The 13,410-nt window shown below is 68.5% G+C and carries 11 protein-coding genes; 10 read left to right on the top strand and 1 reads right to left on the bottom strand.

Annotated features, from left to right (window positions below):
* The first annotated feature begins 197 nt into the window (after positions 1-197).
* Positions 198-1,013 (top strand): MetQ/NlpA family ABC transporter substrate-binding protein, encoded by an 816-nt coding sequence (locus WJ16_RS14450; RefSeq protein ID WP_069257638.1) that lies wholly within the window; start codon positions 198-200, stop codon positions 1,011-1,013.
* Positions 1,014-1,085: 72 nt separating this feature from the next.
* Here the strand turns inward: WJ16_RS14450 and WJ16_RS14445 are convergent, their stop codons facing one another.
* The gene (locus WJ16_RS14445; protein WP_069257637.1) at positions 1,086-1,394 is read right to left on the bottom strand and encodes a VF_A0006 family four-cysteine protein; all 309 of its coding nucleotides are present in this window, start codon (positions 1,392-1,394) and stop codon (positions 1,086-1,088) included.
* Positions 1,395-1,719: 325 nt separating this feature from the next.
* Between WJ16_RS14445 and WJ16_RS14440 the strand changes: the two genes are divergently transcribed.
* From WJ16_RS14440 to WJ16_RS14400, 9 genes are all read left to right on the top strand, one after another.
* Positions 1,720-2,685 carry an ABC transporter substrate-binding protein gene (locus tag WJ16_RS14440; protein ID WP_069257636.1) on the top strand — a complete coding sequence of 322 codons (966 nt, stop codon included), beginning with the start codon at positions 1,720-1,722 and terminating at the stop codon, positions 2,683-2,685.
* 144 nt (positions 2,686-2,829) lie between these two features.
* On the top strand, positions 2,830-3,726 hold the full coding sequence (locus WJ16_RS14435) for an ABC transporter permease (RefSeq protein ID WP_069257635.1): 897 nt from the start codon (positions 2,830-2,832) through the stop codon (positions 3,724-3,726).
* A gap of 1 nt (position 3,727) precedes the next feature.
* A complete protein-coding gene (locus tag WJ16_RS14430; RefSeq protein WP_069257634.1) occupies positions 3,728-4,522 on the top strand; it encodes an ABC transporter ATP-binding protein in 795 nt (264 codons plus the stop codon).
* Between the two features lie 293 nt (positions 4,523-4,815).
* Positions 4,816-5,523, top strand: a complete 708-nt coding sequence (imuA, locus tag WJ16_RS14425) for a translesion DNA synthesis-associated protein ImuA (RefSeq protein WP_069257633.1) — start codon at positions 4,816-4,818, stop codon at positions 5,521-5,523.
* A complete protein-coding gene (locus WJ16_RS14420; RefSeq protein ID WP_069257632.1) occupies positions 5,456-6,943 on the top strand; it encodes a Y-family DNA polymerase in 1,488 nt (495 codons plus the stop codon). Before imuA ends, WJ16_RS14420 begins: the two co-directional genes overlap by 68 nt.
* Positions 6,944-6,949: 6 nt before the next feature.
* Positions 6,950-10,153 carry an error-prone DNA polymerase gene (locus tag WJ16_RS14415; RefSeq protein ID WP_069258075.1) on the top strand — a complete coding sequence of 1,068 codons (3,204 nt, stop codon included), beginning with the start codon at positions 6,950-6,952 and terminating at the stop codon, positions 10,151-10,153.
* A 311-nt stretch (positions 10,154-10,464) separates the two neighbouring features.
* Positions 10,465-11,199 (top strand): GntR family transcriptional regulator, encoded by a 735-nt coding sequence (locus WJ16_RS14410; protein ID WP_069257631.1) that lies wholly within the window; start codon positions 10,465-10,467, stop codon positions 11,197-11,199.
* Between the two features lie 93 nt (positions 11,200-11,292).
* Complete coding sequence (gene nagA, locus WJ16_RS14405) at positions 11,293-12,396, top strand: N-acetylglucosamine-6-phosphate deacetylase (protein ID WP_069257630.1); 1,104 nt, start codon at positions 11,293-11,295, stop codon at positions 12,394-12,396.
* The gene (locus WJ16_RS14400; protein WP_069257629.1) at positions 12,389-13,405 is read left to right on the top strand and encodes an SIS domain-containing protein; all 1,017 of its coding nucleotides are present in this window, start codon (positions 12,389-12,391) and stop codon (positions 13,403-13,405) included. Before nagA ends, WJ16_RS14400 begins: the two co-directional genes overlap by 8 nt.
* The last annotated feature ends 5 nt before the right edge of the window (positions 13,406-13,410 follow it).

The raw sequence follows: 13,410 nt of genomic DNA, 5'->3' as shown, positions 1-13,410 counted from the left end.
CGCCTTGGGCGCGGCTCGCACAAACGCAACTAACGGCCGAGTCGTCCGGCCTTCGCCGGCACCGCTGGGGTGCATACCCATATGAGCGGGATGTATTTCACTTCCCGCCGATCCTGTGACACCATTTGGCCCTTCCTGCGAGTCGGGGCATACCCGTATCGCGCCCCATTTCAGTCAAGCAAGAAAGCGAGAAACAGATGAAGCGTCGCAGTCTCCTGAAGGTATTTTCCGTGCTGGCCACCGGTGCAGCGCTGACGCTGTCGGCAGGCGCGCATGCCGAAGACAAGGTGATCAAGGTCGGCACCGTGGCCGGCCCGGATTCGGAAGTGTGGCAGCTCGTGCAGAAGGTCGCGAAGGAGAAGGAAGGCCTGAACGTGAAGGTCATCGAGTTCAACGACTACGTGCAGCCGAACGCGGCGCTCGATTCGGGCGACCTCGACGCGAACAGCTTCCAGCACCAGCCCTACCTCGACAGCCAGGTGAAGCAGCGCGGCTACAAGATCGTCAGCGCGGGCCTGACCTACATCTCGCCGATCGGCGTGTACTCGAAGAAGTTCAAGGCGCTGAAGGACCTGCCGCAAGGCGCGAAGCTCGCGGTGCCGAACGATCCGTCGAACGAGAATCGCGCGCTGCTGCTGCTGCAGACGCAAGGCGTGATCAAGCTGAAGGCGGGCGCCGGCACGGGCGGCAACAACGCGACGGTGCTCGACATCGCCGACAACCCGAAGAAGCTGAAGATCTCCGAACTCGACGCCGCGCAACTGCCACGCGTGCTGTCGGACGTCGACGCGGCCGTGATCAACACGAACTACGCGCTGGCCGCGAACCTGCAGCCGACCAAGGACGCGATCGCGCTCGAGTCGCTGACGAGCCCGTATGCGAACCTGATCGCGGTGCGTGCGAAGGACAAGGATCAGCCGTGGGTGAAGAAGCTGGTCAAGGCGTACCAGTCGCCGGAAGTGAAGGAATTCATCAAGAAGCAGTTCAAGGGCTCGATGGTCGCGTCGTTCTGAACGCGATCGGATGATCGAACGAAGGCCTGCACGTGTGCAGGCCTTTTTTTCGTGTGGCGCGTTCAGCCCCGCTCACATCTCGCCGCGCCGCGAGCAGATCGACATGATCTGCTGGATCGCGTAGTTGTCGCGCACGCCGGGCAGCGACTGCACGACGCACTCGTGAAAGCGCCGCTCGCGCGGCAGCAGCATCGCGTTGTTGCGGTACAGCGCATCGCACGAGCGCTGGATCAACTGGGCCGCCGCGCCGTTGCGGCTTTCGCGCAGCGCATTGAGCATGCAGTCGTCGTATTGCGCGTTGCCGTCGGTCAGTGCGAACGCCGCGCCCGGCAGCGCCAGCGCGGCAGCGACGATTGCGACGGCTCGGATCCCCCGTTTCATCTGCCCTCCGATGGATTGGGTCGGCCGACAGCATAGCGTAAAGTCGCGAGCGCGGCCGACGCGTTGGCCGGCTCGGGCCGGTGCCGCCACCGGCGGGGCTTTGGACGCATTCGCGACGATTCGGGGAGGCTGCGCCCGGCGCGTCGCGCGAAAGCTGGAAGTCAGGCGGTGGTCTGTGGAAATGGTATCCTCGTGCGTTCGCCGCCTCACCCTTTCCCGGGGCGTGCGCGGGCCGATCGTCGCGTCGCGTACGCGCGGCGGCGCCCGTCCGACGGCGGCGGGAATCCATCATCCAGAACCGACACAATACGGGGGAGACACACCCATGAAGCGTTTCAAGACTTTCGCGATCCGTTCGATCACGGCCGGCGTGGCCGCGCTCGCGCTGGCCGGCGCCGCGCACGCACAGACCGTCAAGGTGCTGTCGATCGTCGATCACCCCGCGCTCGACGCGATCCGCGACGGCGTGCGCGCCGAACTGAAGGCGCAAGGCTACGGCGACGACAAGCTCAAGTGGGAATACCAGAGCGCGCAGGGCAACACGGGCACGGCCGCGCAGATCGCGCGCAAGTTCGTCGGCGACCAGCCCGACGTGATCGTCGCGATCGCGACGCCGGCCGCGCAGGCGGTGGTCGCGTCGACGAAGAGCGTGCCGGTCGTCTATTCGGGCGTGACCGATCCGGTCGCCGCGCAGCTCGTGAAGGGCTGGGGCCCGTCGGGCACCAACGTGACGGGCGTATCCGACAAGCTGCCGCTCGATCGCCAGGTCGCGCTGATCAAGCGCGTCGTGCCGAATGCGAAGACGGTCGGCATGGTCTACAACCCGGGCGAGGCGAACTCGGTCGTCGTCGTGAAGGAGCTCAAGGAGATTCTCGCGAAGCAGGGGATGACGCTGAAGGAAGCGGCCGCGCCGCGTACCGTCGACATCGGCCCGGCCGCGAAGAGCCTGATCGGCAAGGTCGACGTGATCTACACGAACACCGACAACAACGTCGTGTCCGCGTACGAAGCGCTCGTGAAGGTCGCGAACGAAGCGAAGATCCCGCTCGTCGCCGGCGACACCGACAGCGTGAAGCGCGGCGGCATCGCGGCGCTCGGCATCAACTACGGCGACCTCGGCCGCCAGACGGGCAAGGTCGTCGCGCGCATCCTGAAGGGCGAGAAGCCGGGCGCGATCGCGTCGGAGACGAGCAGCAACCTCGAATTGTTCGCGAACACGGGCGCGGCCGCGAAGCAGGGCGTCACGCTGTCACCGGATCTGCTCAAGGACGCGAAGACGGTCATCAAGTAAGCATGTAAGCGGTCCGACCGCCGCGCTTGCGGGCCCGATCCGGGCCCGAACGACACCGCCGGACGGGCGGCTCCCACCCGGGGCCGCCCGTTCGCTTCGCCCGGCCGTACACGTGAGGCCGGGAAGCAACAGGATTTCCCCATCATGTCTCTGTTCTCGTTTCTGGGCGCACTGGAGATCGGCCTGATCTTCAGCCTCGTCGCCCTCGGGGTGCTGATCTCGTTTCGCATCCTCAACTTCCCCGACCTCACCGTCGACGGCAGCTTTCCGCTCGGCGGCGCCGTCGCCGCGACGCTGATCTCGGCCGGCTACGACCCGTTCAGCTCGACCTGCATCGCGATCGTCGCGGGCGCGGTGGCCGGCTTCATCACCGGCTGGCTCAACGTGCGCCTGAAGATCATGGATCTGCTCGCCAGTATCCTGATGATGATCGCGCTCTACTCGGTGAACCTGCGGATCATGGGCCGGCCGAACGTGCCGCTCATCACCGAGCCCACCCTCTTCACCGTGCTGCAGCCCGACTGGATGCCCGACTACGTGCTGCGCCCGGCGCTGCTCGCGATCGTCGTCGTGGTCGCGAAGCTCGGCCTCGACTGGTTCTTCTCGTCGCAGCTCGGCCTCGCGATGCGCGCGACCGGCGCGAACCCGCGGATGGCACGCGCGCAGGGCATCGCGACGGGCCGCGCGACGCTCGCCGGGATGGCGCTGTCGAATGCGCTCGTCGCGCTCGCCGGCGCGTTGTTCGCGCAGACGCAGGGCGGCGCGGACATCTCGATGGGGATCGGCACGATCGTGATCGGGCTGGCCGCCGTGATCATCGGCGAGACGCTGCTGCCCGCGCGCCGGCTCGTGCTGACGACGCTCGCCGTCGTGCTCGGCGCGATCGTCTACCGCTTCTTCATCGCGCTCGCGCTGAACAGCGAATTCATCGGTCTGAAGGCGCAGGATCTGAACCTCGTGACGGCCGCGCTCGTCACGATCGCGCTTGTGCTGCCGGCGACGCGCAAGAAGCTGTTTGCGCGCAAGAACGGAGGGGCCTGACATGCTGTCCGCACACGATCTCAAACTCACGTTCAATCCCGGCACGCCGATCGAGACGCGCGCGCTGCGCGGGTTGTCGCTCGACATTCCCGACGGCCAGTTCGTCGCGGTGATCGGCTCGAACGGCGCCGGCAAGTCGACCTTCCTCAATGCGGTCAGCGGCGACCAGCGCGTCGATTCGGGGCGCATCGCGATCGACGGCACGGACGTCACGCGCAAGGCCGCGTGGGATCGCGCGCACCTCGTCGCGCGCGTGTTCCAGGATCCGATGGCCGGCACCTGCGAGGCGCTGACGATCGAGGAGAACATGGCGCTCGCGATGGCGCGCGGTGCGCGGCGCGGCTTTCGTGCCGCGCTCGACCGGCCGTCGCGCGAGCTGTTCCGCGACAAGCTGCGGCTGCTGAACCTCGGCCTCGAAAACCGTCTGACCGACCGGATCGGGCTGCTGTCGGGCGGCCAGCGGCAGGCGGTGAGCCTGCTGATGGCGTCGCTGCGGCCGTCGCGGATCCTGCTGCTCGACGAGCATACGGCCGCGCTCGACCCGAAGACGGCTGCGTTCGTGCTGGAACTGACCGCGCGCATCGTCGCCGAGGGCAAGCTGACGACGATGATGGTCACGCACAGCATGCGGCAGGCGCTCGATTACGGCGAGCGCACGGTGATGCTGCACCAGGGGCAGGTCGTGCTCGACGTGTCGGGCGACGCGCGCAAGGGGCTCGACGTGCCGGATCTGCTGCAGATGTTCGAGAAGGTGCGTCACGAGCAGCTCGACGACGACGCGTTGCTGCTCGGCTGACGGCGGCGGGCGGGCCGGCGCGGTGTGCGATGTGCGCATCGTGCCGGCTGGCCGCTCGGCACGATCCGGCCCGGTTGCGCGATCCGGTTCACGTGGGTCGCCCCGGCGCCGCAAAGGCGTGGCGGGCATTCGCCCGCGCGATCCGGCGAGGCCGGGAACGACGCGCCGTAACAGAGTGAGTTCGCCGGCTTTTCACCGGTCTTTGATCTGACGAAAGAGCGGTTTCGTACCAGGACTGTGCGACGTGCACACATTGCCATATACTGTATATCCATACAGTTGTGGGTGGCGTCATGCTCGCATCCTCCATTTCTCCCGAATCCCTTCATCCATCGCTCTGGCGCGGCTCGCAGCTCGCGCGCGGCGGTCCGCGCACGATCGAGACCGGTTTCGCGCCGCTGTCGGCCGAGTTGCCGGGCGGCGGCTGGCCGGTCGGCGGGCTCGTCGAACTGCTGGCCGCGCAGCCGGGCTGCGGCGAGATGCGGCTGCTCGCCCCCGCGCTTGCCCGCACCGTCAGCGCCCGGCGTCCGCTCGCGCTCGTCGCGCCGCCGCAAGCGCCGCATGCAACCGCGCTCGCCAGTCTCGGCGTGCCGGCCGACGCGCTGCTGTGGCTGCGCGCCGGCACCCGCACGGATGCGCTGTGGGCCGCCGAGCAGGCGCTCAAGACCGGCTGCTGCGGCGCGCTGCTGCTGTGGCAGGACGCGCGGCCCGACGCGCTGCGGCGGCTGCATCTCGCGGCCGCGCGCACGGGCGACACGCTGTTCGTGATGCTGCGCCCGCTGTCGGCCGAGCGCCAACCGTCGCCGGCCGTGCTGCGCGTCGCGCTGTACCCGGTGCCGGGCGGCGTGTCGCTCGACATCGTCAAGCGGCGCGGCCCCGCACGCAGCGAGCCGCTCGTGCTCGACCTGCCGTCGCCCATCGTGGAGAGCCGCTATGCGCGTCTTGCTCGGCATCCATCTGCCGCGCCTGCCGCTCGACGTGTGCGTCGCGCCTCCGTCTGACGGCGAGGCTGGCGGCGCCGGCCGGGCGGTGCTCGAGCAGGGTGTCGTGCTGATCGCCGACGCGGCCGCGCACCGGCAGGGCGTGCGCGCGGGCATGAAGCGCGGCGGCGTGCTCACGCTCGCCCCGCACACGCAGCTCGTCGAACGCGATCCCGCCCGCGAGGCCGATGCGCTGCGCGCGGTCGCGCTCGCGTTGCTGCGCTTTTCGCCGTGCGTCGCGCTCGACGACGAAGCCACGCTGATCGTTGACGTCGGCCCGAGCCTGCGGCTGTTCGGCGGGTTGCCGTCGCTGTGCCGCCAGGTGCGCGCGACGCTCGCGGCGCTCGGCTATGCGGCGCGCCTGTCCGCCGCGCCGACCGGGCGCGGCGCGTGGCTGCTCGCGCGCACGTCGGCCCGGGCGCGCATCCGGCGCCGCATCGCGAGGCCGGCTTCGCTCGTCCGTTCGCTCGACAGGCTGCCGTGCGTGCTGCTGCCCGATGCGCGCCCGTATGCGGGCTGGTTCGACGGCCTCGGTTGCCGCACGCTCGCCGATCTGCGCGGCCTGCCGCGCGCGGGGCTGCAGCGCCGCTGCGGTCCCGCGCTGCTGGCCGCGCTCGATCGTGCGTACGGCGATGCGGTCGAGCCGCTTGCATGGATGGCGGTGCCGCCCGTGTTCGATGTGCGGCTCGAATTGCCGGAGCGCGTCGAATACGCGGAAGCCGTGCTGTTCGCCGCGCGGCGGCTCGTCGCGCAGCTGTGCGGCTGGCTGGCCGCGCGGCAACTGTCGCTGGCCGCGATGACGTTCGATCTCGAGCACGAGCGCGGCCGCCAGGCCGTGCCGCCGACGCCGCTCGAACTCGCGTTCGCCGCGCCCGTGCGCGACGACGCGCACTTCATGCGGCTGCTCGGCGAGCGGCTCGCGCGCGTCGAGTTGCCGGCCGCGGTGATCGCGGTGCGTCTGCAAGCCACGCGCGTCGAATCGGTTGCGCCGCCGGCCGAGGATCTCTTTCCCGAGCCGGGCGGCACGCGCGAGACGCGCGCGCGGCTGTTCGAGCTGCTGGTCGCGCGGCTCGGCGCGGACAACGTGCTGCGCGCGGCACCCGTTGCCGATCACCGGCCCGAGGCCGCGAACCGCTGGCTGCCGCTCGATGCGCAGGCCGGCAAGCCGGCGGCCGGGCCGCCGGCGGTGCCACCGAGGCCCGCGTGGCTGCTGGACGAGCCGCTGCCGTTGCTGATGCGTGAGAACCGGCCGGTCTTTCATACGCCGCTCAGGATGATGTCGTCGGTGGAGCGGATCGAGGCCGGGTGGTTCGACGATCAGTTCGCGGCGCGCGATTACTGCGTCGCGCAGGACGAGGCCGGTGCGTGCTACTGGGTGTTCAAGGAGCGGGCAGGGAGCGAGGCCGAGCCGCGCTGGTTCCTGCACGGCCTGTTCGGGTGAGTGGCGATGGTTGCGGAATTCAGCTGGCTGCCCGATTACGCGGAGTTGTTCTGCCGTTCGAACTTTTCGTTCCTGCATGGCGCGTCGCATGCGGAGGAACTGGTCGAGCGTGCGGCCGAACTCGGTTATCGCGGGATCGCGATCACCGACGAATGCTCGCTCGCCGGCGCGCCGCGCATGCATGTCGCGGCGAAGGCGAAAGGGTTGCCGCTCGTCATCGGGTCGTATTTCGAAGTCACGCCGGATGAGGTCGCGCCCGGCCACGATCCGGGCCCCGGCGCGTTCGGGCTCGTGCTGCTCGCGCAAAACCGCGAGGGCTACGGCAACCTGTCCGAGCTGATTTCGTGGCGGCGGATGGAGGCGCCGAAGGGCACTTACAAGCTGACGTCGCGGATGCTGTCGGCACCGCCTGCCGAGTTTGCGCACTTGCGCGGCATGTCCGACTGCTTCGCGATTCTCGTGCCCACGTATCCGGTGCGTGCCGATGTACTCGATGCGCAGGTCGCGTGGTTTCGCGCGACCTTCGGCGAGCGGGCACGGCTCGGACTCGTGCAACTGCAGCGCGCGCTGGATGGTGTGCAGCGCGACGAGATTCGTGCGGCCGGCAAACGGCGCGGCGTGCCCATCGTCGCGCTCGGCGACGTGACGATGCATAGGCGCTCATGCAAGCCGTTGCAGGACGTGATGACGGCGATTCGCATCGGGATGTCGGTTTCGGAATGCGGCTATGCGCTGGCGCCGAATGCGGAACAGCATCTGCGTTTGCGGCAGCGGATCGGACTGTTGTTCGCGCCGGACGAGATCGCGCAGACGTGCGCGATGCTCGATGCGTGCGGTTTCTCTCTCGACGAGTTGAAGTATGAATATCCGCTTGAACTCGTGCCGCGCGGACATACGCCGACCAGTTACCTGAAGCAGGAGACGTGGGCCGGGGTCGCTCGACGTTATTGGAATGGTGTGCCGGACAAAGTGGCAAAGCAGATCAGGTATGAACTTGGCCTGATCGCGAAACTGGAGTACGAGCCGTTTTTCCTGACCGTCTACGACATCGTCAAATACGCGCGCAGCCAGAACATCCTGTGCCAGGGACGAGGCTCGGCGGCGAACTCGGTCGTCTGCTACTGCCTGGGTATCACCGAGGTGAAACCCGAGCAGAGCACGATGCTGTTCGAGCGCTTCATCAGCGAGGAACGCGGCGAGCCGCCCGACATCGACGTCGACTTTGAGCACCAGCGCCGGGAAGAGGTCATTCAGCATATCTACAGGAAATACGGCAAGGATCGCGCGGCCATCGCGGCCGCCGTATCGACTTACCGCCCGCGCGGCGTACTGCGCGAAACCGGCAAGGCGCTCGGCGTCGATCCGATGCTGATCGATCGCGTCGCGAAAGGGCATCGCTGGTTCGACGGTAGCCGCGATCTGCTGCAGCAATTCGCGTCGACCGGGCTCGATCCCGCAACGCCGCTGATTCGCACCTGGGCCGAACTGGCGGGGCGATTGCTCAATTTCCCGCGCCACCTGTCGCAGCACTCGGGCGGCTTCGTGATCAGCCGCGGCAAGCTCACACGGCTCGTGCCCGTCGAGAACGCCGCAATGGACGGGCGGCGCGTGATCCAGTGGGACAAGGACGATCTCGAAGCACTCGGGCTGATGAAGGTCGACGTGCTCGCGCTCGGCATGCTGTCGGCGCTGCATCGCGCATTCGACATGCGTACCGCGTGGCGCGGGCCGCCGTTACCGGATGGCAAGCCGTTCACGCTGAAGCACATTCCGCAGAACGACGAAGCGACCTACGACATGATCTGTCGCGCCGACACGATCGGCGTGTTCCAGATCGAGTCGCGCGCGCAGATGTCGATGCTGCCGCGCCTGCGCCCGCGGACTTACTACGATCTGGTGATCGAGGTGGCGATCGTGCGGCCGGGGCCGATCCAGGGCGGGGCCGTGCATCCTTATCTGAAACGGCGTCAGGGCATCGAAAAGGTCAGTTATCCGAAGGAGGACCTGAAGCCCGCGCTCGAACGGACGTACGGCGTACCGATCTTCCAGGAGCAGGTGATGCAGATCGCGATGATCGCGGCCGGCTTCACACCGGGCGAGGCGGATAAACTGCGTCGCGCGATGGCCGCATGGAAGCGCAAGGGCAATCTGGAGCAATATCATCGTAAGATCGTCGACGGGATGCGCGAGCGCGACTATCCGCCCGAATTCGCCGAACAGATCTTCGAGCAGATCAAGGGCTTCGGCGATTACGGCTTCCCCGAAAGCCACGCGGCGAGTTTCGCGAAACTCGCGTACGCGAGCAGCTGGCTCAAATGCCACGAACCGGCAATCTTCCTTGCCGCGTTGCTGAACAGCCAGCCGATGGGTTTCTACCCGCCGTCGCAACTCGTGCAGGATGCGAAGCGCCACGGCGTGCAGGTGTTGCCGATCGACGTCACGCACAGCAACTGGGAAGCCGCGCTCGAAGCGCTGCCCGACCAGCCGCCGCCACACGGCCAGCCGGCCGTGCGGCTCGGCCTGTCGCTCGTGCGCGGCCTTGGCGAAGCCGCCGCACGCCGCATCGAAGCTGCACGCACCGCCGGCCCGTTCGACGACGTCGACACGCTCGCGCGCCGCGCGCAGCTCGAACGCCGCGATCTCGAAGCGCTCGCCGCCGCGAACGCGCTCGCGACGCTCGCTGGCCATCGTCGCGATGCGTTGTGGCAGGCCGTCGCCGCGGCGCCGGAGCGCGACCTGCTGGCCGTCGCGCCGATCGACGAAGCGGAGCGGCCCGCGCTCGGCGCGCCGTCGGAAGCCGACGACATCCTCGCCGACTATCACACCACCGGTCTCACGTTGAACCGCCACCCCGTCGCGCTGCTGCGGCCCGCGCTGCGCGCGCGGCGGCTGTCGTCCGCGGCCGAACTGCACGACCGCCCCGACGGCCGGCTCGCCCGCGCGTGCGGGATCGTGACCGCGCGGCAGATGCCGGGCACCGCGAAAGGCGTGATGTTCATGACGCTGGAAGACGAGACGGGCTGCGTGAACCTGATCGTGCGGCCCGAGCTGCTCGCGCGGCAGCGCCGCGAAACCCTCGATTCGCGGCTGCTCGCGGCGTCCGGCGTGTGGCAGGTCGCGAGCGACGTGAGGCACCTGGTCGTGCAGCATTTCGAGGATCTGACGCCGCTGCTCGGCGGCCTGCGCACGTCGAGCCGCGAATTCCACTGATGCCTCGCGCGGATGCGCGTGCTGCTGCCGGGCATACCAGTTGGCTCAACTGGTTCTATTCCGGTCTCATATTCCTGCCCAAAACACGGCCGCAACGCGCAGGGGAACTGTCCCCTTGCATACCACTTCGGGTAAATCCCTACCTCGCACTTCGTTGTAAACAAAGGGTTTGTCGGCACTAAAACGCTTGCCTGGCAAGGCTTTCGGCGATTCCTACGTGGCTAATACCAGTTCATTGACTGGTATTATGGTGGTTATATAATGCCCTCACTTTCGACGGTCTGCGATCGTCGTCCGACACCCGGAGGCACATGGAAACCGGCTGGCCCGAACTGGCGCCCGATCCCCTCAGCGACACGCCGCTCTATCTGCAGCTCGCCCGCAATCTGGCGAGCGCGATCCATGCGGGTGCGTGGCAGGCGGGCGAAGCGCTGCCGTCGGAGCGGCTGCTGTCGGTGTCGGTCGGCGTGTCGCGGATCACGGCCCGTCGCGCACTCGCGCTGCTGGTCGAGCAGGGATTGATCAAGCGGGCGCGCGGGGCGGGCAGTTTCATCACGCCGCGCGTCGCCGATCCGCTGTCGCGTCTCGTCGGCTTCACCGCGAAGATGCGGCAGCGCGGTTTCGTGCCCGATTCGGTGTGGCTGTCGCGCACGCTGCGCGCCGCGAGCCGCGACGAGATCACGCATCTCGGCCTCGCGCCCGGCGCGACGGTGGCGCGGCTCGAACGGCTGCGCCGCGCGGACGGCATCGTGATGGCCGTCGAGCATTCGACGCTGCCGGCCGCGGTGGTGCCCGACCCGCAGGCGCTCGGCGCGTCGCTGTACGAATACCTCGAAGCGCGCGGGATGACCGTCGTGCGCGCGCTGCAGCACTTTCGCGCGGCGAACGCGACTCACGCGATCGCGAAATGGATGGCGGTGAAGCCGGGCTCGGCGCTGCTGGTGATCACGCGGATCGGCTACGGCGCCGACCAGCGCGCGATCGAAGTGAGTGAAACGTATTGCCGCGACGATTACTACGACTTCGTCGCCGAACTGAAACGCTGACGCGCGCTGCCTGCGCGACCGGCGTGAAGCGACGACACGGATTGGCACATCACGACGCGGTTGCCCGCGTCACCAGATCATCAAGAGAACGTCATGCTGACTGGAAACATCCTTACCCCCGACGGCTGGATTCACGGTTCGCTCGATAGCGAGAACGGCCGCATCACGACGCTCGACGGCAAGCCCGTCGATCCGGCGAAGAACGACGCACCTTACATCCTGCCCGGCTTCATCGACCTGCACGTGCACGGCGGCGGCGGCGCCGACGTGATGGAAGGCGGCGATGCGATCGAGACGATCGCGCGCACGCACGCGCAGTTCGGCACGACGAGCCTGCTCGCGACGACGATGACCGCGCCGCGCGACGAACTGATGCAGGTCGTCGCGAATCTCGGCACCGTCGCACGCACGCGTACGCCGGGTGGCGCGCGCGTGCTCGGCGTGCACCTCGAAGGCCCGTACATCAATCCCGGCAAGCTCGGCGCGCAGCCCGACGCGGCCGTGTCGGCCGTGCTCGACGAAGTGCTGAAGTACCTGTCGATCGCGCCGATCCGCGTCGTCACGCTCGCGCCGGAAATCGCCGGCCACATCGAGATCATCGGCGAGATGGCCGCGCGCGGCGTGCGCGTGCAGCTCGGCCACTCGCTCGCGACCTACGACGACGCGGTCGCCGCGCTCAAGCACGGCGCATGCGGTTTCACGCACCTATTCAACGCGATGTCGCCGCTGCATCACCGCAACCCGGGCCTCGTGGGCGCGGCGCTCGCGCATGCCGAATACGCGGAAATCATTCCCGACCTGCTGCACGTGCACCCGGGTGCGATTCGCGCCGCACTGCGCGCGATCCCGCGCCTGTACGTCGTGACCGACAGCACGTCCGCCACCGGCATGCCCGACGGCGAATACCGGCTCGGCAGCCAGCACGTGACCAAATGCCTCGGCGGCGTGCGGCTCGCCGACGGCACGCTCGCCGGCAGCACGCTGACGATGGACCAGGCGCTGCGCAACCTCGTGTCGCTCGGCCTGCCGATCGCCGACGTGTCGAACCGGATGTCGCGCTATGCGGCCGACTACCTCGGCATCGCCGATCGCGGCCGCCTCGAGCGCGGCGCATGGGCCGACCTCGCGGTGTTCGATCGCGACCTGAACCTCACCGCGACCTACGTCGAAGGAGAATCGATTGTCGAATATGCTTAAGGAAGCGCGCGAGTCCGCTCAGGTCGTCGCCGCGCAGATTGCCGACACCACGCGCGTCGAAGCGCTCGCCGGCCAATTGCTCGATCACCCGCCGGCCGTCGCGCTGACGGTCGCGCGCGGCAGCTCGGATCACGCCGCGAACTATTTCGCGAGCCTGACGATGAGCCGCCTCGGCGTGCCGGTCGCGTCGCTGCCGATGTCGGTCGCGACGCTGCAGCAGGCGCCGCTGAAGGTGCAGGACCAGCTCGCGATCGCGTTCTCCCAGTCGGGCAAGAGCCCCGATCTCGTCAATACGATGGCCGCGCTGCGCGAAGCCGGCGCGCGCACCGTCGCCGCCGTGAACGTGCTGCCGTCGCCGCTCGCCGACGCGTGCGAACACCAGTTGCCGCTGCTCGCCGGTCCCGAACTGTCGGTGGCCGCGACGAAGAGCTATATCGCGATGCTGTCGCTGTCCGCGCAGATCGTCGCGTACTGGCAGCGCGACGCCGCGCTGATGACCGCGCTGCGCGGCCTGCCCGACGTGCTCGCGCAGGCCGGCCGGCTCGACTGGTCGCCCGCCGTTGCGGCGCTGGCCGGCGTCGAGCGGATGATCGTGATCGGCCGCGGCCTCGGCCTGGCGATCGCGCAGGAAGCCGCGCTGAAGCTGAAGGAAACGTCCGGCATCCAGGCCGAGGCGTTCTCGAGCGCCGAAGTCCGTCACGGCCCGATGGAGCTGATCGACCGCGACTATCCGCTGCTCGTGTTCGCGCCGCCCGGGCCCGAGCAGGCCGGGCTGCTGCAGCTCGCCGAAGACATGCGCGCACGCGGCGCCGCCGTGCTGCTCGCGGCGCCCGCCGGCACGCCCGGCGTATCGGGCACCGTGCTGCCGCTGGCGCAGTCCGCCCATGCGGCGCTCGACCCGATCGCCGCCATTCTTTCGTTTTACGTGATGGCGGCGGATCTCGCCGTCGCGCGCGGCCGCAATCCCGACACGCCGCGCCACCTGAACAAAGTCACCGAAACGCACTGATAGCC

Origin of the sequence: Burkholderia metallica (genome assembly GCF_001718555.1) — a bacterium.
Taxonomy (GTDB): domain Bacteria; phylum Pseudomonadota; class Gammaproteobacteria; order Burkholderiales; family Burkholderiaceae; genus Burkholderia; species Burkholderia metallica.
This window is presented reverse-complemented; position numbering and strand designations above follow the sequence as displayed.